This window comes from Rhodococcus sp. NPDC127593 (assembly GCF_042671975.1).
GTDB lineage: Bacteria > Actinomycetota > Actinomycetes > Mycobacteriales > Mycobacteriaceae > Rhodococcus_F.
The window spans coordinates 1-14,567 of sequence record NZ_JBHXWI010000064.1; the positions used below are offsets into that span (position 1 = coordinate 1).

At 65.8% G+C, this 14,567-nt stretch carries 12 protein-coding genes and 1 pseudogene; 9 read left to right on the plus strand and 4 right to left on the minus strand.

The genetic code is table 11. From position 1 onward, the window contains the following. The first annotated feature begins 320 nt into the window (after positions 1–320). Together ACFVJ3_RS40175 and ACFVJ3_RS40180 are read left to right on the plus strand one after the other, a co-directional pair. On the plus strand, positions 321–1,172 hold the full coding sequence (locus tag ACFVJ3_RS40175) for a LuxR C-terminal-related transcriptional regulator (RefSeq protein ID WP_378457407.1): 852 nt from the start codon (positions 321–323) through the stop codon (positions 1,170–1,172). A gap of 181 nt (positions 1,173–1,353) precedes the next feature. Continuing rightward, positions 1,354–1,812, plus strand: a pseudogene (locus tag ACFVJ3_RS40180) (IS6 family transposase); the annotation flags it as partial. Between the two features lie 61 nt (positions 1,813–1,873). On the opposite strand, the gene ACFVJ3_RS40185 reads toward ACFVJ3_RS40180, so the two are convergent. Next, on the minus strand, positions 1,874–2,770 hold the full coding sequence (locus tag ACFVJ3_RS40185; protein WP_378457364.1) for a helix-turn-helix transcriptional regulator: 897 nt from the start codon (positions 2,768–2,770) through the stop codon (positions 1,874–1,876). 165 nt (positions 2,771–2,935) lie between these two features. Here ACFVJ3_RS40185 and ACFVJ3_RS40190 point away from each other — a divergent pair, with 165 nt between their 5' ends. Continuing rightward, a complete protein-coding gene (locus tag ACFVJ3_RS40190) occupies positions 2,936–4,069 on the plus strand; it encodes an aldo/keto reductase (RefSeq protein ID WP_378457365.1) in 1,134 nt (377 codons plus the stop codon). A gap of 472 nt (positions 4,070–4,541) precedes the next feature. On the opposite strand, the gene ACFVJ3_RS40195 is transcribed toward ACFVJ3_RS40190, so the two are convergent. Next, a complete protein-coding gene (locus ACFVJ3_RS40195; protein WP_378457366.1) occupies positions 4,542–5,483 on the minus strand; it encodes a helix-turn-helix domain-containing protein in 942 nt (313 codons plus the stop codon). 243 nt (positions 5,484–5,726) lie between these two features. On the opposite strand from ACFVJ3_RS40195, the gene ACFVJ3_RS40200 reads away from it, so the two are divergent. The 3 genes from ACFVJ3_RS40200 (at position 5,727) to ACFVJ3_RS40210 (ending at position 8,287) form a co-directional block, all read left to right on the plus strand. Further along, a complete protein-coding gene (locus ACFVJ3_RS40200) occupies positions 5,727–6,572 on the plus strand; it encodes an SDR family oxidoreductase (protein ID WP_378457367.1) in 846 nt (281 codons plus the stop codon). Between the two features lie 76 nt (positions 6,573–6,648). Next, complete coding sequence (locus tag ACFVJ3_RS40205) at positions 6,649–7,131, plus strand: nitroreductase family deazaflavin-dependent oxidoreductase (protein WP_378457368.1); 483 nt, start codon at positions 6,649–6,651, stop codon at positions 7,129–7,131. Between the two features lie 175 nt (positions 7,132–7,306). Then, the gene (locus ACFVJ3_RS40210) at positions 7,307–8,287 is read left to right on the plus strand and encodes an aldo/keto reductase (RefSeq protein WP_378457369.1); all 981 of its coding nucleotides are present in this window, start codon (positions 7,307–7,309) and stop codon (positions 8,285–8,287) included. A 1,018-nt stretch (positions 8,288–9,305) separates the two neighbouring features. Here the strand turns inward: ACFVJ3_RS40210 and ACFVJ3_RS40215 are convergent. Then, a complete protein-coding gene (locus tag ACFVJ3_RS40215) occupies positions 9,306–10,844 on the minus strand; it encodes an SLC13 family permease (protein WP_378457370.1) in 1,539 nt (512 codons plus the stop codon). Between the two features lie 192 nt (positions 10,845–11,036). Then, positions 11,037–11,510, minus strand: a complete 474-nt coding sequence (locus tag ACFVJ3_RS40220) for an Lrp/AsnC family transcriptional regulator (protein ID WP_378457371.1) — start codon at positions 11,508–11,510, stop codon at positions 11,037–11,039. 224 nt (positions 11,511–11,734) lie between these two features. On the opposite strand from ACFVJ3_RS40220, the gene leuC reads away from it, so the two are divergent. The 3 genes from leuC to ACFVJ3_RS40235 are packed head-to-tail and all read left to right on the plus strand — an operon-like array spanning position 11,735 to position 14,561. Continuing rightward, the gene (gene leuC, locus ACFVJ3_RS40225; RefSeq protein WP_378457372.1) at positions 11,735–13,168 is read left to right on the plus strand and encodes a 3-isopropylmalate dehydratase large subunit; all 1,434 of its coding nucleotides are present in this window, start codon (positions 11,735–11,737) and stop codon (positions 13,166–13,168) included. A gap of 6 nt (positions 13,169–13,174) precedes the next feature. Continuing rightward, the gene (gene leuD / locus ACFVJ3_RS40230) at positions 13,175–13,792 is read left to right on the plus strand and encodes a 3-isopropylmalate dehydratase small subunit (protein ID WP_378457373.1); all 618 of its coding nucleotides are present in this window, start codon (positions 13,175–13,177) and stop codon (positions 13,790–13,792) included. Next, complete coding sequence (locus ACFVJ3_RS40235) at positions 13,785–14,561, plus strand: RraA family protein (protein ID WP_378457374.1); 777 nt, start codon at positions 13,785–13,787, stop codon at positions 14,559–14,561. The genes leuD and ACFVJ3_RS40235 overlap by 8 nt, the downstream gene beginning before the upstream one ends. Positions 14,562–14,567 lie beyond the last annotated feature (6 nt).

Below are 14,567 nucleotides of genomic sequence, written 5' to 3' on the forward strand. Positions count from 1 at the left end.
TCGTCGACATCCTCGTCGCACCCGGTGACCAGGTGATGGTCGACCAGCTGCTCGCACGAGTCACCCCGCACACCGACACCACCGACACGAAAGAATACGCGTCATGACCGAATTCCTTGCCACCGGCCAGCTATGGATCGCGTCGGCAACGGTGCGCGCGACCCAGCGCAGGAATACGCAGGACCTCTCTTCCTGATCGCGGTGGACGGCGATAGGACGGTAGTCCGATGCCTGTCAGGCGCAAGCGAAACTACGTCGTTGGTAACTATTCATCCCGATATGATCTGGGTCACAATTCCGCCGGTTCGGAAGAGGTAACCGTGACTGCCCATTCGTCTTTACTGAGGCCGCGCGACACGGATGCGCTGCGAGCGGCGTTGCGGCAGGTCGCCTTGCAGGGCTCCGTGCCGGTGTTGTTCGGCGGTGAGGTGCAAGGCGACTCGCTGCTGGTCAGCGAGCTTGTCGGCACCAGGACCGGCGTGCTGCGCGGGTTGGTGGTGCGGTCGCGATCGGGGCTCGGTGGAGCCAGCATGGTTGCCGGTCGTCCGCTGTCCGTCGCCGACTACCACTCCGCAGCGAGCATCACCCATGATTACGACACCCCGGTGCTGTCGGAGGGAATCAGATCAGTGCTGGCCGTGCCGGTGCTGGTCGACGGGATGCCGCGAGCGATTCTCTATGGCGCCTACCGTACGGCCGCGCCGTTCGGCGGCTCCATCGCCGATCTGATGGTCGATTCGGCGCGTCGGCTGGGCCAGGAGTTGCAGATCCGCGACGAGGTGGACCGCCGCCTGTTGATGCAGCAGTCGCAGCTAGTTGATTCGGGTGAGGCGGGGGTTGATGTCGAGGGGGTCCGGGAGGTGCATGCCGAGCTGCGCCGGTTGGCGGCCGATCCCGAACCTGCCACGGGTGGGCAGCTGCGGTTGCTGGCCGATGAGTTGTTGCGGGCGTTGGCGAGAGAGGCTCCCGCCAGCACGGGGCCGTTGACCGGCCGGGAGATCGATGTGCTGGCTCAGGTCGCGCTGGGGTGCACCAATAAGCAGGTCGCCGAACGGCTGTCCCTGCGGCCTGAGACCGTGAAGGGTTACTTGCGTGGTGCCGCAGTAAAGCTCGGCACCCACACCCGGCATGAGGCAGTTTCCCGTGCCCGCCGGCTGGGGCTGATTCCGTAGTCGCCGGTCTGCATGACGGTACTGGCCTCGGCGAGGTGAAGGTTTTAATCCGCCAGGATTTGGCGGTGATCGCATCGAGCAATGTTGCGGCCGTGCGTGTGCCTGCGCATGCCAGTTCTCCTCGAGTTCAACGGCATTGTCACGTTAACGGTAGTGGGGTCCGGCTGGCAGGATCGGCTTGGTGAACACCGCAGCGCCGTCGTACAAGCGTCACCGCTTCCCGGTCGACATCATCCAGCGCTGCGTGTGGTTGTACTTCCGCTTCAGCCTCAGCTTCCGCGATGTGGAGGAGATGATGCTCGAACGCGGTGTCGTGATGTCCTACGAGACGATCCGGCGCTGGTGCGCGAAGTTCGGGCAGGACTGGGCGAGCCAGCTGCGGCACCGCTCGGCCCGACCGGGCGATAAGTGGCACCTCGCCGAGGTCTTTATGAGGATCGATGGCGAACAACGCTACTTGTGGCGGGCGGTCGACCAGCACGGCAACGTGCTCGACGTACTGGTGCAGTCCCGCCGCAATGCCAAGGCTGCCAAACGATTCTTCCGTAGGCTGCCCAAGGGCCTGCGATACGTGCCGCTGGTGCTGGTCACCGACAAGATGGCCAGCTACACCGTCGCGCATCGCGACCTGCTCGGCACCGAAGCCCTGCAGGCGGTATGGCCCCGACAAACTTACGAATCCAACTACTCAGTCCGCCCCATCAGAGATTTCGTTGATCTGTGGTGAAATTCGTTTCTGTCTGACCGGTTTGGTCCATCGTCGAGGCCCAGTTGGCGAGAAGCGTCAGTCCGTCATGGGAGGGGCTGTTGGGTTCGGCGCTGTATGCGGTGAGGGTTAGGCCGGTGTCGGCAGGAAGTTCCATGACGTCGAAGGTGAGGCTCAGGCCGCCGACTGCGGGATGATGGAATCGTTTAACGCCGAATCGGTGTAGTCGCACGTTGTGGGTGGCCCAGCGGTTCCGGAACGTGTCGCTGCGGGTGGACAGTTCTCCGACGAGGTCGGTCAGGCCACGGTCGTAGGGGTTGCGCCCGGCTTCGGTGCGCAGCATGGCCACGGTGATGTCCGCCGCATCGTCCCACTTCGGATAGATCGCTCTTGCCTGCGGGTCGAGAAAACAGAACCTGGCGAGATTCACGGGTCGGACCGGGTCGGCATACACCGCGGAGTACAGGGCATATCCGAGCCGGTTGGCCGACAGAATATCCAGGCGCGCGTTCATCACGATCGCGGGTAGAGCGGTCATGCCGTCGAGAATCCGTTGCACGCTGGAACGAACCTGCTGCGGCGGGGCAGGGCGGCGGCGGGTGCGGGCTGTGGCGTTGGCGGCGTGGGCCAGGTCGTACAAATGTGCGTGTTCGGCTTCGTCGAGTTGCAGGGCACGGGCGAGGGCGTCGAGCACACTATCGGACACCCCGGTGAGGCTTCCGCGTTCCAGGCGGGCGTAGTAGTCGGTGCTGACGCCGGCGAGCATGGCGACTTCTTCACGGCGCAGTCCCGGCACACGCCGCCGACCGTAGGTGGCTAGGCCCGCTTGCTGAGGGGTGATCCTGGCCCGCCTGGAGGCCAGGAATTCGCGAATGTCGTTCCTGCTGTCCACGAAGCCAGCCTACGGTCCCCGACCATGCGTAGGGGTGGTCTGTCAGTGCATGGATAACCAGGCACTGCCACCGTCCCGGTATCTCAGGTTCCCTGGTCACAGACCGCGAAGGACGTGGCTGCCACCACTTGATCGGCACCGGCGAACATGAAGGAGACGCCCGCAATGGCTGAGAAGAGAAGGATCCGCGGTATCAATCGCCGGGACTTTGTCACTAAAGCTGCCCTGCTCGGCGCAGGTCTCGTCGCCGGGCCGTCGTTGTTGGCCGCATGCTCGGATCAGCCCGTGGAAACCACCAGGAGCAGCAACTCGATGAGAACACGAAGTCTCGGAGCATTGACGGTCTCGGAAATCGGGGCGGGCTGCATGAGCATCAGCGCAAACTACGGACCCCCCGCGAACAAGACCCAGGGCATCAACGCCATTCGCGCGGCACATGAGCACGGCGTGACGTTCTTCGATACAGCCGAGGTGTACGGGCCGTATACGAGCGAAGAGCTTGTCGGGGAAGCACTCGTACCATTCCGCGACGAGGTGGCCATCGCGAGCAAGTTCGGTTTCGACGTCGAGGGTTCGGGTGGACCGCTCAGTCGACCGGATCACATCAAACGAGTGGTCGAGGGGTCACTTCGGCGCCTCAGAACCGACCGGATCGATCTCTACTACCAACACCGGGTGGATCCGAATGTGCCGGTCGAAGAGGTGGCCGGTGCCGTCAAGGATCTGATCGATGAGGGCAAGGTTCTGCACTTCGGTCTCTCCGAGGCGAGCGCGGTAACGATCCGCCGCGCGCATGCCGTGCAGCCGGTGACGGCAGTTCAGAGTGAGTACTCGGTCTGGACGCGAGATGTTGAACAGAATGGCGTACTCGGCGCGTGCGAGGAGTTGGGAATCGGCTTCGTCCCGTGGGCTCCGCTGGGAGAGGGCTATCTGACCGGGAAGATCGATGCTCGTGCTCAGTTCGACCCGGCAACGGACCTTCGATCCCGGTTCCCGCGCTTCACTCCTCAGAATCTGGCAGCGAATATGCCGTTCGTCGACATGCTGAAACGGTTTGCCGAGAAGAAGAACGCGACACCGGCTCAGATTGCGCTTGCATGGCTGATGGCGCAGAAGTCGTTCATCGTCCCCATCCCGGGTACACGCAACGTTGATCACCTGAACGAGAACATGGGAGCCCTCGATGTTCAGCTGACACCGGAGGATCTTCGTGAGATCGACAATCAGCTCTCGGCGATCACCGTGTACGGAGAACGCATGGATGACGCGAACATGCAGATCGTCGACCGAACAGTGTGAAACCGGGAAGCTGCAGCGGTCCAACGAGATCCAGAGCGCGGCGCCCACACGGCGCCGATCGGAGCATCGTCCGCGAGGGCGTTTCACTTGGCACTGATCGTCTCGATCCGCTCTGCCCATAACGCGAACTACTGCTGCGGCACCCGAAGGCGACGCCGAGCTGAACCGGCGGCGCGGAGGAATTGCACACCAGGACCATCATGGCGCGTCCCGGCGAGTGAACGGTATCCAGGAGGCGGATGCTCTCCCTGGTCAGGTTCGGCGACCGCTCTGTGTCGCCGATCTCGGCCTGGCACGCCCAGTTGCGTAGTGCTACGGGTGCCGAGCTGTTTCGTGGTACGGCATCCGGAGCCGACCCGTGCCCCACGAATCGGGCGGCGCGCCCCCCACCGCGAGGCGCGTCGCCCGACTGTTCAAATTCTCCGGGTACTTCGTCGTACGTTGCCGCGCATCATCTCGCATGGCTCGTTGTTCAGTCGGGTGTCTCGGCCGAGTCGGCCGGCTCGGAATCGGTGGCCGGCACGGACCGCTCGATGTCGTCGTTGGTCGCGGCCCAGCTGGCCAGCAGGTTCAGCGCGTCCTGCGAGGGTGACGCCGGCTCGGCGGTGTAGGTGAGGAGGAACTGGCTGGGGCCGTCGCCGAGTGGGAAGGTCTCGAAGGGCAGGTCGAGGTCGCCGACGACCGGGTGGTGCAGGAGCTTGACGCCGGTGGTGTGCATCCGGACGTTGTGGGCCGCCCAGCGGCGACGGAAGTCCTCGCTGCGGGTGGACAGCTCCCCGATCAGGTCCGTCAGTCGCCGGTCGTAGAGATCACGGCCGGCCTCGGCGCGCAGCATGGCGACCGTGTCCCCTGCGACCTCGTCCCAGTGGCGGAAGAACTCGGTCGCGTGCGGGCTGAGAAAGACGAACCTGGCGTTGTTGGGCGGCCGCACCGGGTCGGCGTAGACCGGCGAGAACAGCGCGCGCCCGAGATGGTTGGCGGCCAGGATGTCCCCGCGGCCGCTGAGGACGAATGCGGGTGTGCCGCTCATTGAGTCGAGGACGCGCTGCACTGTGGGCCGGACGCGCTGCTGGGCGGGCCGGCGGCGTGGTGGACGGGTTGTGCCGGCGCCGCGCAGGAGGTCGAGCAGGTGGATTCGTTCGGCCTCGTCGAGCTGGAGCGCTCGCGCGATGCCCTCGATGACGCTTTCGGAAACGCCGGTGGCGTTGCCGCGTTCGAGCCGGGTGTAGTACTCGCTGGAGATGCCCGCGAGCAGGGCGACCTCCTCGCGGCGCAGCCCGGTGACCCGTCGGCGGTCTCCGCCGTAGAGGGGCAGTCCGGCCTGCTCGGGGGTGACCCTGGCCCGTCGCGTGCCCAGAAATTCCCGGATCTCCGCGCGGAAGTCATCACGGATGTCACGGTCGGTGCCTGCCATGGGCTTTACTCTACGAGCGCGTCCGCCGGGTTGGGGGTCCCTGTCAGTGACCCCCTCATCAGGGACTCCCACGCGCCCGTGACATCGGGTTCTGTTGGTGGTGCACCGCCCACGGCAGTGCGAACGGCTCGGATACGGCGGGCTTGTACCGCCGGTCTCCAGCCCGTCCGCGGCGCCGTCCGCGGCGCACGCATCATCACCGCACACACCGGGTGCCCGATCATGGCGCCTGAAAGGACCCCCATGAGCAAGGTCATTCTCGTCACTGGTGCCGGACGCGGTCTGGGCACGGACATCGCCCGCGAGGCCCTCGCTGCCGGTCATCAGGTGGTCGCTACCGGTCGCCGCCCAGCAGAGGTCGACAAGATCCTGGGCGGGCCGCAGGACAATCTGCTGGTCACCAAGTTGGATGTCACCAGCCTGGAGGACGCCGAGGCCGCTGCGCAGTCCGCGGTCGATCACTTCGGTCGCATCGACGTGCTGATCAACAATGCCGGGAACCTCTTCACCGGCTACTTCGAGGAAATCTCGCCCGCGCAGATGCGCCGGCAGTTCGAGACGAACCTGTTCGGTCCGATGAACGTCACCCGCGCCGTCCTGCCGATCATGCGCCGGCAGCGCGCCGGCCACGTCATCACCATCACCTCGACCGCCGGCCTGGTCGGCGGTGAATTCACCTCCGCCTACGCTGCCTCCAAGTTCGCAGAAGAGGGCTGGATGGAGTCGCTGCGCTACGACGTCGAGCCGTACAACATCCACACCACGGTCGTCGAACCCGGCTACTTCCGCACCGAACTCCTCGTGGACGGCTCCACGATCTGGCCCGCGCTGTCCATCGACGACTACGCCCCGCGGACCGCCCCGAGGATCGAGGGCATGAAGAGCATGAACGGCCGGCAGCCCGGCGACCCCGCCAAGCTCGCCCGCGCCCTGCTCACTCTCGCCGGCCAGGACAAGCCGCTGCAGCGCTTCGTCGCCGGCGCGGATGCCATCGAGGCCGCCGAGACCAAAGCACAAGAACTCCTCGCCCAGGCCGAGGCATCCCGCGAACTGGGCGGCAGCCTGGCCTACGACGACGCCCGCGCCTGAGTATCACGCCCCTAATCCCGGCCGAGGCGGACGACCGTTGCCGGGTGAAATTTTTCGACAGCACAGAGGAGGCAACATGCCGCTCAACGGCGAGTATGAGCCGAGCAAGGCGCAATTCGTGCGAGATCAGGTGGAGCTCTACGAGAGCTCCGGTGGTACGCGAGGGACGACGCTGCGTGTCCTGGTCGCATGTGAAGAAGACGAGAGGCTACGGGACCTGCCCGTCGTCATCCTGACCACCCTGGGTGCGAAGAGCGGCAAGATCCGCAAGACCCCGGTCATGCGGGTGGGGCACGACGGCTCCTACGCCGTGGTCGCCTCCATGGCAGGAGCCCCCAACCACCCCGTCTGGTACCACAACGTGCTGGCCGATTCGCGGGTCGAGCTTCAGGACGGCCCGGTGCGCCAGGACATGCTGGCACGCGAGGTGGCGGGGGACGAGAAGGCCGGGTGGTGGGCTCGAGCCGTCGAAGCATTCCCGGACTACGCGGAATACCAGAAGAAGACGGGCCGTGAGATCCCGGTCCTCGTCCTGGAGCCGGCGGCCCAGGAGCACTGACGAGGCGCGGCCGGTTCAGCCTGCGGATCCCCGCCGCCTGACCCCGGCAACACCAACGACGAACCCCGAGCTGACAACGGCCAGCTCGAAATCCCCCAACAGACGGCCACCGCGTGCCGTGACGACCTCGAAATTATGGACGGCCACTCCGTGCCGTCCCGACAAGGAGTAACTGATGAAGCACGTATCCCTCGGTGGGCTCGATGTCTCCCGCATCGGCCTGGGAGCCATGACCATGGCCGGCACGTACACCACGGGCGGGGGGCTCGATGACGCCGAGTCGATCCGCACCATCCACCGGGCGCTGGACCTCGGGGTCACCCACATCGACACCGCCGAGATCTACGGTCCCTTCCACAGCGAGGACATCGTCGGCAAGGCCATCAAGGGCCGGCGCGACGACGTCGTGATCGCGACGAAATTCGGTCTCGTCTCCCACGCCGGCGGCGGCCCGGGCGTTATCGACAGCAGCGCCGGAAACGTGAAGGCCGCGGTCGAAGGATCGCTCAGGCGGCTGGGCACCGATCACATCGACCTGTATTACCAGCACCGCGTCGACCCGAAAACGCCCATCGAGGAGACCGTCGGCGCGCTGGCCGATCTGGTCGCCGACGGCAAGGTGCGTCACATCGGACTCTCGGAGGCCGGCCCCGAGACGATCCGCCGGGCGCACGCCGTGCATCCGGTGGCCGCGCTGCAGACCGAATACTCTCTGTGGACCCGAGACGTCGAGGCCGAGCTGCTCCCGCTGCTGCGCGAGCTCGGTATCGGGTTCGTTCCCTACTCGCCGCTCGGGCACGGCCTGCTGACCGGGCAGATCCGCACCGTCGACGACTTCGCCGATGACGATTGGCGCAAGACCAACCCGCGGTTCACCGGCGAGAACTTCCAGCGCAACCTGCGCATCGTCGACGAAGTGCAAGCCATCGGCGCCGAGGTCGGCGCCACCCCGGCACAGACCGCGCTGGCGTGGCTGCTGACCCGCGGCGACGACATCGCCCCCATCCCCGGGACCCGGCGGGTCTCGCGGGTCGAAGAGAACACCGCTGCCGACGGCATCGAACTCAGCGCCGCTCAGCTCGACCGCCTGAACAACCTCACCCCAGCGGCAGGCGAGCGCCACGACGAGACGAACATGGCCACCATCGACCGCTGACCGACTGGTTCGCCGCCGGCCAGGTCGAATCGCCCAGGTCATTTCATCGCCGCCGGCGGCGAGTCGTACGGCCAGCGAGAGTGTTGAGCCTTTTACCCAAAGTTATGCGTGTTCGGTGAACGTCTTACAGCACAATCGCGTCCTCACCGGACCACACCTCGTACGCCCGCCTTCGCGCCGCACACACCGTTCGTTCCACGCGAACACCCGCACGGCCTCGTCGCGCTTGGCGAACTCCGCCGGTTTGACATCGACAACCGTGAAGCCGCCATCGGTGCTCTCAAGCAACAGATCCGGCACATGTTTGCGCGTAGTTGCTCCGTCGGGTCCGCTCAGTCACGACGGTTGCGCGGCGATCCGCGTCACTTTCGGCGCAGAGTCCGCCATCCACAGACGGTCCAGTTCCAGTCAGCTTCATACGCGGCATGGCCGCAGTTGGTGGCCGACCAGAACAAGCCCGCGTAGCGCCGCCGGTGGTGACTTCGAACCTGCCGAATGGGCCGTCCGCGAACAACCTGACGTGGGTCAACCGAAGCGGCCGTCGTCGCAACAGCACTTCCATTGTCGGGCACGTACCTGACCTCGACCGCATCGGTCCACGGCATGGCTCAAAGTCTGGTCCCGACCGACATGAAATGTGGAAACCGACACGCCACCGACACGAATCTGGAAACCGAAACGTGTGTAGGTTCCACGGCTCGGCGTCACTTCTCGCTGCTTCCGACCTGTGGGTTCTCAACGTCGTGTAAGTGCATGATTCTCTTGTCGGAATCCTCATCTAGGTCGCTATCCCGTAAGAATCGTTGACCGGACGGGCCGAACCGCCGGCCAATCGCAGGCTCTGGCTTCACTCATGTTCCAGATCGGCTTGGTTGCTGTTCTGCAGGATCGGCATATCTCGTCGATGGACTGCCGATCGGTATTCCGGCTTAGCGCCTCTGAGGACAGGGGAAGCGCCGGTCGCCCCACATGGGGCGCCGCGGCGCTTCAGCCGCTGGAGACGTCGTCATTGACGGGACTACATCGAGGTGGGGAGTACGACGAAGAGCCAGGCGAGGATCGGGGCGACGAGGACGATGTAGCCGGTGTATTTGAAGAGGGAGCGTTGGAACTTGTCGCGGTCGGGGACCTGGGCGTTGGCAAGGACCATGACGCCGTTGCTCGACAGGGGGCTGACGTCGACGATGACAGCGGAGAACGAGACGGCGGCGACGAAACCGATGAGGCCGACCTCGCCCATCATCAGCAGCGGGGCGGCGAGGGGAAGGACGATGCCGAGCGTGCCGATGGACGAGCCGACCGCAGACACAGCGGCCACGGCGTAGCAGAGAATCAGGGCGGTCAGCAGCGGCGATCCGAGTGACGCTGCCGCGTCGCCGAGGAATTCGAGGGTGCCGTTGGCCTTGAGCACGCTCATGTAGGTGAGCATTCCGCAGACGAGGAGGACGGCGGACCAGGTGACGTTGTTGACGGCTGGCTTGTGCTTGTTGGGGGCGATGACAAGAAGGATGGCCGCGATGACCATCGAGCACACGCCGACGTCGATCTGGAACACGGCCGAACCGATAAGCAGGGCGACCATTCCGATCAGGGTCAGGACGCGCAGCGGGGTGAACCCGGTGGACTCGATCTCCTCGAGCCGATCAGGCTCGCGGGTCGGCTGCGGTGCTCCGGTCGTTACCACCATCGGACCGGCACCGGGTCGGGCGGAGGTGGCGTGCTGGCCGGCGCTCGCGCCGGAGGGAACGAGGTCACCGCCTCGCGGCCCCGGCGCGGGGCCGTCGGCGATCGAGGGTTCGCCGCTGCCGATGAGGTCGTCGACGTCGACGATCTGATCGTCCGGGCGGAGCAGGTCACGGCCACGGACGAGGAAGAGGCCGAGTGCGAGAACGAAGCTCAAGCCGAGGGGAATCAGGTACAGGGCGAGCGGGTTGGTGGGCAGGCCCGCGGACTGCAACCAGCCGTTGGTGAATGCCCCGTAGACGGTGATCGGGGAGAAGGCGGCACCGAGTACGCCGTGGCTGATCATCATGCCCATCAGCAGGGGGTCGATCTTGTAGCGCTTGGCGATCGGCATGGCAATGGGGGCGAGCATCCCGACGGCGAGTACCGAGCCCATGGTCATCAGTCCGGCGCCGAGGAAGAACATCAGCCAGACGATGGCCCAGCGTTTGCCGCGGACAAGTTTCAGGGCGCCGGAAACGATCAGGTCGACGGTGCCGTTGACCCGGGCGATCCCGAACAGCAAGGTGATTCCTACGATGATGGTGAAGATGCTGCCGGGAAAGAACCCGAAGATGTCGTCCATGGACATTCCGGACAGCCAGCCCCCGATCACGAAGGCGGCGGCGAACGCCAGGACGCCCATGTTGATGGGGGTCATGGTGCCGATCGCGAACAGCGCTATCAGCGCCGCGATCGAGACGAAGTAAACCATCGAGATAACCCTTTCGGTGATGCCCGGGGATTCGGGCCGCCGCCCGGCGTGAAGCCGGTGGCAGTGAGCCGATAGCGGCGGTGCCCGCATGGTGACTGCAGGTAGCGCGCCGCTGCACATCGCTATTGAAGGGTGATCGCTGTCACAGAATCAACTCGCTCGGCGAGAATGCGTCCAGATGCTCAACAGGGCTGGCTCGTCATCGCGAGGTTTGAGCCAATGGCTCACAATCGTCGAGCTCGTCGTGCTGATCGTTCAGCCGGTTTGCGTATAGCGAGCCATAGGCTCGACGGAGGGGCATCGGGGGCAGGGTCAGCTGTCGGCCCGCAGTTTCTCCACGATCGGGATGGTTCGCGGCCAGATTCGCCGACTCAGGACAATCTCGGAACGGGTCCGCAGCACACCCTCGGTTTTCATGACAGCCTGCAGGACGTCCTCGAAGTGGGAGTTGTCCCGGGCGACGAAGCGGCACAACAGGTCCCCTTCGCCGGAGACGGTGTTGGCCTCGATCAGTTCCGGGATCGCGGTGAGCCGTTCCAGGGTTTCGTTGACCTGGCTTTGGGCGATGTGGACGTGCACGAAGGCCATGACGGCGTACCCGAGGGGGGCGAGGTTGATCTGCGGGCGCCAGGTCACGATCACACCGGCCTTCTCCAGTTTGTTGATCCGGGCTTGGGCGGTGTTGCGGGCGATGTTGAGTCTGCGGGAGTACTCGCGCACCCCCGCGCGGGGCTCTTCGACGATGAGTCGGAGCAGGTCGAGGTCGAGTTTGTCGAAGCCGTCCATCGGTAGTCCTGTCGTGAGGGTGAGAAATTGGTCCACATGCGCATTCGGCTGCGCATTCGACCGTAGTCGTTGAGCACTTGGTAGCAATTTTCGGTTCTTGGTTTATCTCACGGCACAGGCCTGTCTATGTTGTGGGTCACATAGAGCACGGCGGTGCGATCGGCGAGCGTTCGATCCGCATGCACCGCTTGCCATCGTCATCGCCTCCATCACCGGAGGCGGACGTGGGTTACGGGAAGGGACAGGCGCTGACCATGGGCTACACGCTGGCGGACAAGATCTGGAGGAGCCACGTCGTGCGCTCCGCCGAGGGTGAACCGGACTTGGTCTACATCGACATGCACCTGCTGCACGAGGTGAACACCCCTGCCGCGTTTGCGGGTCTGCGTGCCGCCGGCCGCACCGTCCGCCGGCCCGACCTGACGCTGGGCACCGAGGATCACAACACACCGACCGACGATGTGCTGCGCACGATCACCGACCCGGGCGCGGTCGAGCAGCTCGACCACATTCGGCGCAACTGCCGGGATTTCGGCATCGAGTTGTACTCGCTCGGTGATTCCGCGCGGGGCATCGTGCACGTCATCGGTCCCGAGCTCGGACTGACCCAGCCCGGGATGACGCTGGTCTGCTGTGACTCGCACACCAGCACCCACGGCGCTTTCGGTGTTCTCGCCTTCGGCATCGGTACCAGCCAGGTCGAGCACGTTCTGGCCACCCAGACACTGCCGATGGCGCCGATGAGGAACATGCGCGTGGTCGTCGACGGTCAGCTGCCGCCCGGCGCGACGCCGAAGGACCTCATCCTCGCGGTGATCGAACAGATCGGCACCAGCGGCGGGCAGGGCCACGTCATCGAGTACCAGGGCGAGGCCATTCGTGCGCTGTCCATGGAAGGCCGGATGACGGTGTGCAACATGTCCATCGAAGCCGGCGCCCGGGCCGGTCTCATCGCCCCCGACGACGTCACCATCGAGTATCTGCGCGGCCGCCCGCACGTGCCGTCCGGGGCCGCGTTCGAGGAGGAGGCCGCGTACTGGCGCACCTTCCATTCCGACGACGACGCCGTCTTCGACAAGGAAGTGCACCTCGACGCCGCCACCATCACCCCGCGGGTGTCCTGGGGAACCAACCCTGCCCAGTCCCTGCCACTCCACGCCAACGTCCCCGACTCGACCACCTTCGTCGACGCGGTGGATCGCGCCGCCGCCGAACGCGCTCTGGCTTACATGCAGCTGACTCCGGGAACGCCGCTGCGCGACATCGCGGTCGATGCGGTGTTCATCGGGTCGTGCACCAACGGCCGGATCGAGGACCTGCGGGAGGTGGCCGCCGTGTGGGAGGGCCGGCGCATCGCACCCGGTGTCGACGTTCTCGTCGTTCCCGGGTCGGAGGCCGTCCGCGCCCAGGCCGTCGAGGAAGGCCTCGACGAGATCTTCGCCGCCGCCGGTGCCCCGCTGCGGTACTCCGGGTGCTCGATGTGCGTTGCGCTCAACGACGACCGACTGCGGCCGGGCCAGCGGGCGGCGTCGACCAACAACCGCAACTTCGAGGGCCGGCAGGGGCGGGGTGTGATGACGCACCTGGTCTCACCCGCAGTGGCCGCCGCGACCGCGATCACCGGACGCCTCACGGCGCCCGCAGACCTGGAGGACTGACCACCCATGAACAGTTTTACCGAACACACCGGAATCGCTGCACCGCTGCGCGTTTCCGATGTCGACACCGACCAGATCATCCCCGCGCGGTTCTGCACTGGGGTGACCAAGCAGGGCTATGAGGACGCCCTGCTCCACGATTGGCGCCTCGACCCGGAGTTCGTGCTCAATCGACCCACCTACCGGAACGCGACGATCCTGGTGGCCGGGGAGAACTTCGGCGTCGGATCGTCCCGGGAAATGGCGGTCTGGGCGCTGCAGAACTTCGGCTTCAAAGCCGTTCTCGCCCCGCGGTTCGGAGACATCTTCCGCGGCAACTCCCTGAAGAACGGGCTGCTGACGGTGACGCTCGCACAGTCGGTGATCAACGAACTCTGGGACACGATCGAAGCACGGCCCGAGTTCCCGATCACCGTCGACCTGGTCCGGCGCGAGGTCCGCGCGGCCGGTGCCACCTACCCGTTCGACCTCGATGACAACGCCCGCTGGCGACTGCTGGGCGGCTACGACGACATCAGCCTGACCCTGCGCGACGTCGAAGACATCGACACCTACGAGGCGGCCCGCCGGCGCACCCTGCCGACATCGCGCCGGGTCGCGATGGAAGGAGCAGGCCGTGGCTGACACCGACCTCACCAACAGCCGAGCGCGCATGACCGGCACCGTTCCGCCGTCGAAGATCCTCACCACCGAGATCCCGCGCTATGTCGAAGACTATGCGACCCGGTTGCTGTCGATCCCGGACACGGCATCCGCCGTCGCCGACGCCCTGGACGAACTCGGCGTCGGTGCGGTGATCGATTCGACCGACCTGAACCCGGTGACGAACGATGCTCGCATGTGTGGCCCTGCGGTAACCCTCCGATATGTCCCACTCGGTGGGGATGTGACCGGAAACCGCGTTGCCGGGCGTGGCACGACCTTCGGCGACCGCGACCTCTACGGCCTGGGCCGTCCCGGCGACGTGGCAGTCATGGACTGTTCGGGGTCGTCGTCCGGCGCGGTGATGGGCGCCCTGTCCGCCCGCTGGGCCGTGAAGGCGGAGATGGGCGGATGCGTCGTCGACGGCGCGATCCGCGACACCGCCTCCATCATCGGGAGCGGGCTGCCGGTGTGGAGTACCGCACGCCGGCCCGCCGCGGCCCGCTACCGCTACGAGACGGTGCAGATGAACGGGCCGGTCTCGTTGTGCGGTCACCTGGTGAACCCCGGCGACTATCTCGTCGCCGACATCGACGGGGTGTGCGTGATCCCGTTCTTCGACGTCCCACGGGTTGTCGACTTCTGTGAGAACGCTCACCGGGCCGAGGTCGCGTTCATCGACCGCATCGACGCCGCCGCGACGCTGGAAGAACTCGTCGCCGGGCTGGCCCCGGGCACTGCCCCCGCCTGACTCGCG

Coding starts and splice junctions, on each gene's coding strand:
- ACFVJ3_RS40190 (WP_378457365.1), top strand. CDS start 2,936: ATGGCTGAGAAGAGAAGGATCCGCGGTATCAATCGCCGGGACTTTGTC.
- ACFVJ3_RS40195 (WP_378457366.1), bottom strand. CDS start 5,483: ATGGCAGGCACCGACCGTGACATCCGTGATGACTTCCGCGCGGAGATC.
- ACFVJ3_RS40200 (WP_378457367.1), top strand. CDS start 5,727: ATGAGCAAGGTCATTCTCGTCACTGGTGCCGGACGCGGTCTGGGCACG.
- ACFVJ3_RS40205 (WP_378457368.1), top strand. CDS start 6,649: ATGCCGCTCAACGGCGAGTATGAGCCGAGCAAGGCGCAATTCGTGCGA.
- ACFVJ3_RS40210 (WP_378457369.1), top strand. CDS start 7,307: ATGAAGCACGTATCCCTCGGTGGGCTCGATGTCTCCCGCATCGGCCTG.
- ACFVJ3_RS40215 (WP_378457370.1), bottom strand. CDS start 10,844: ATGTGCAGCGGCGCGCTACCTGCAGTCACCATGCGGGCACCGCCGCTA.
- ACFVJ3_RS40220 (WP_378457371.1), bottom strand. CDS start 11,510: ATGGACGGCTTCGACAAACTCGACCTCGACCTGCTCCGACTCATCGTC.
- leuD (WP_378457373.1), top strand. CDS start 13,175: ATGAACAGTTTTACCGAACACACCGGAATCGCTGCACCGCTGCGCGTT.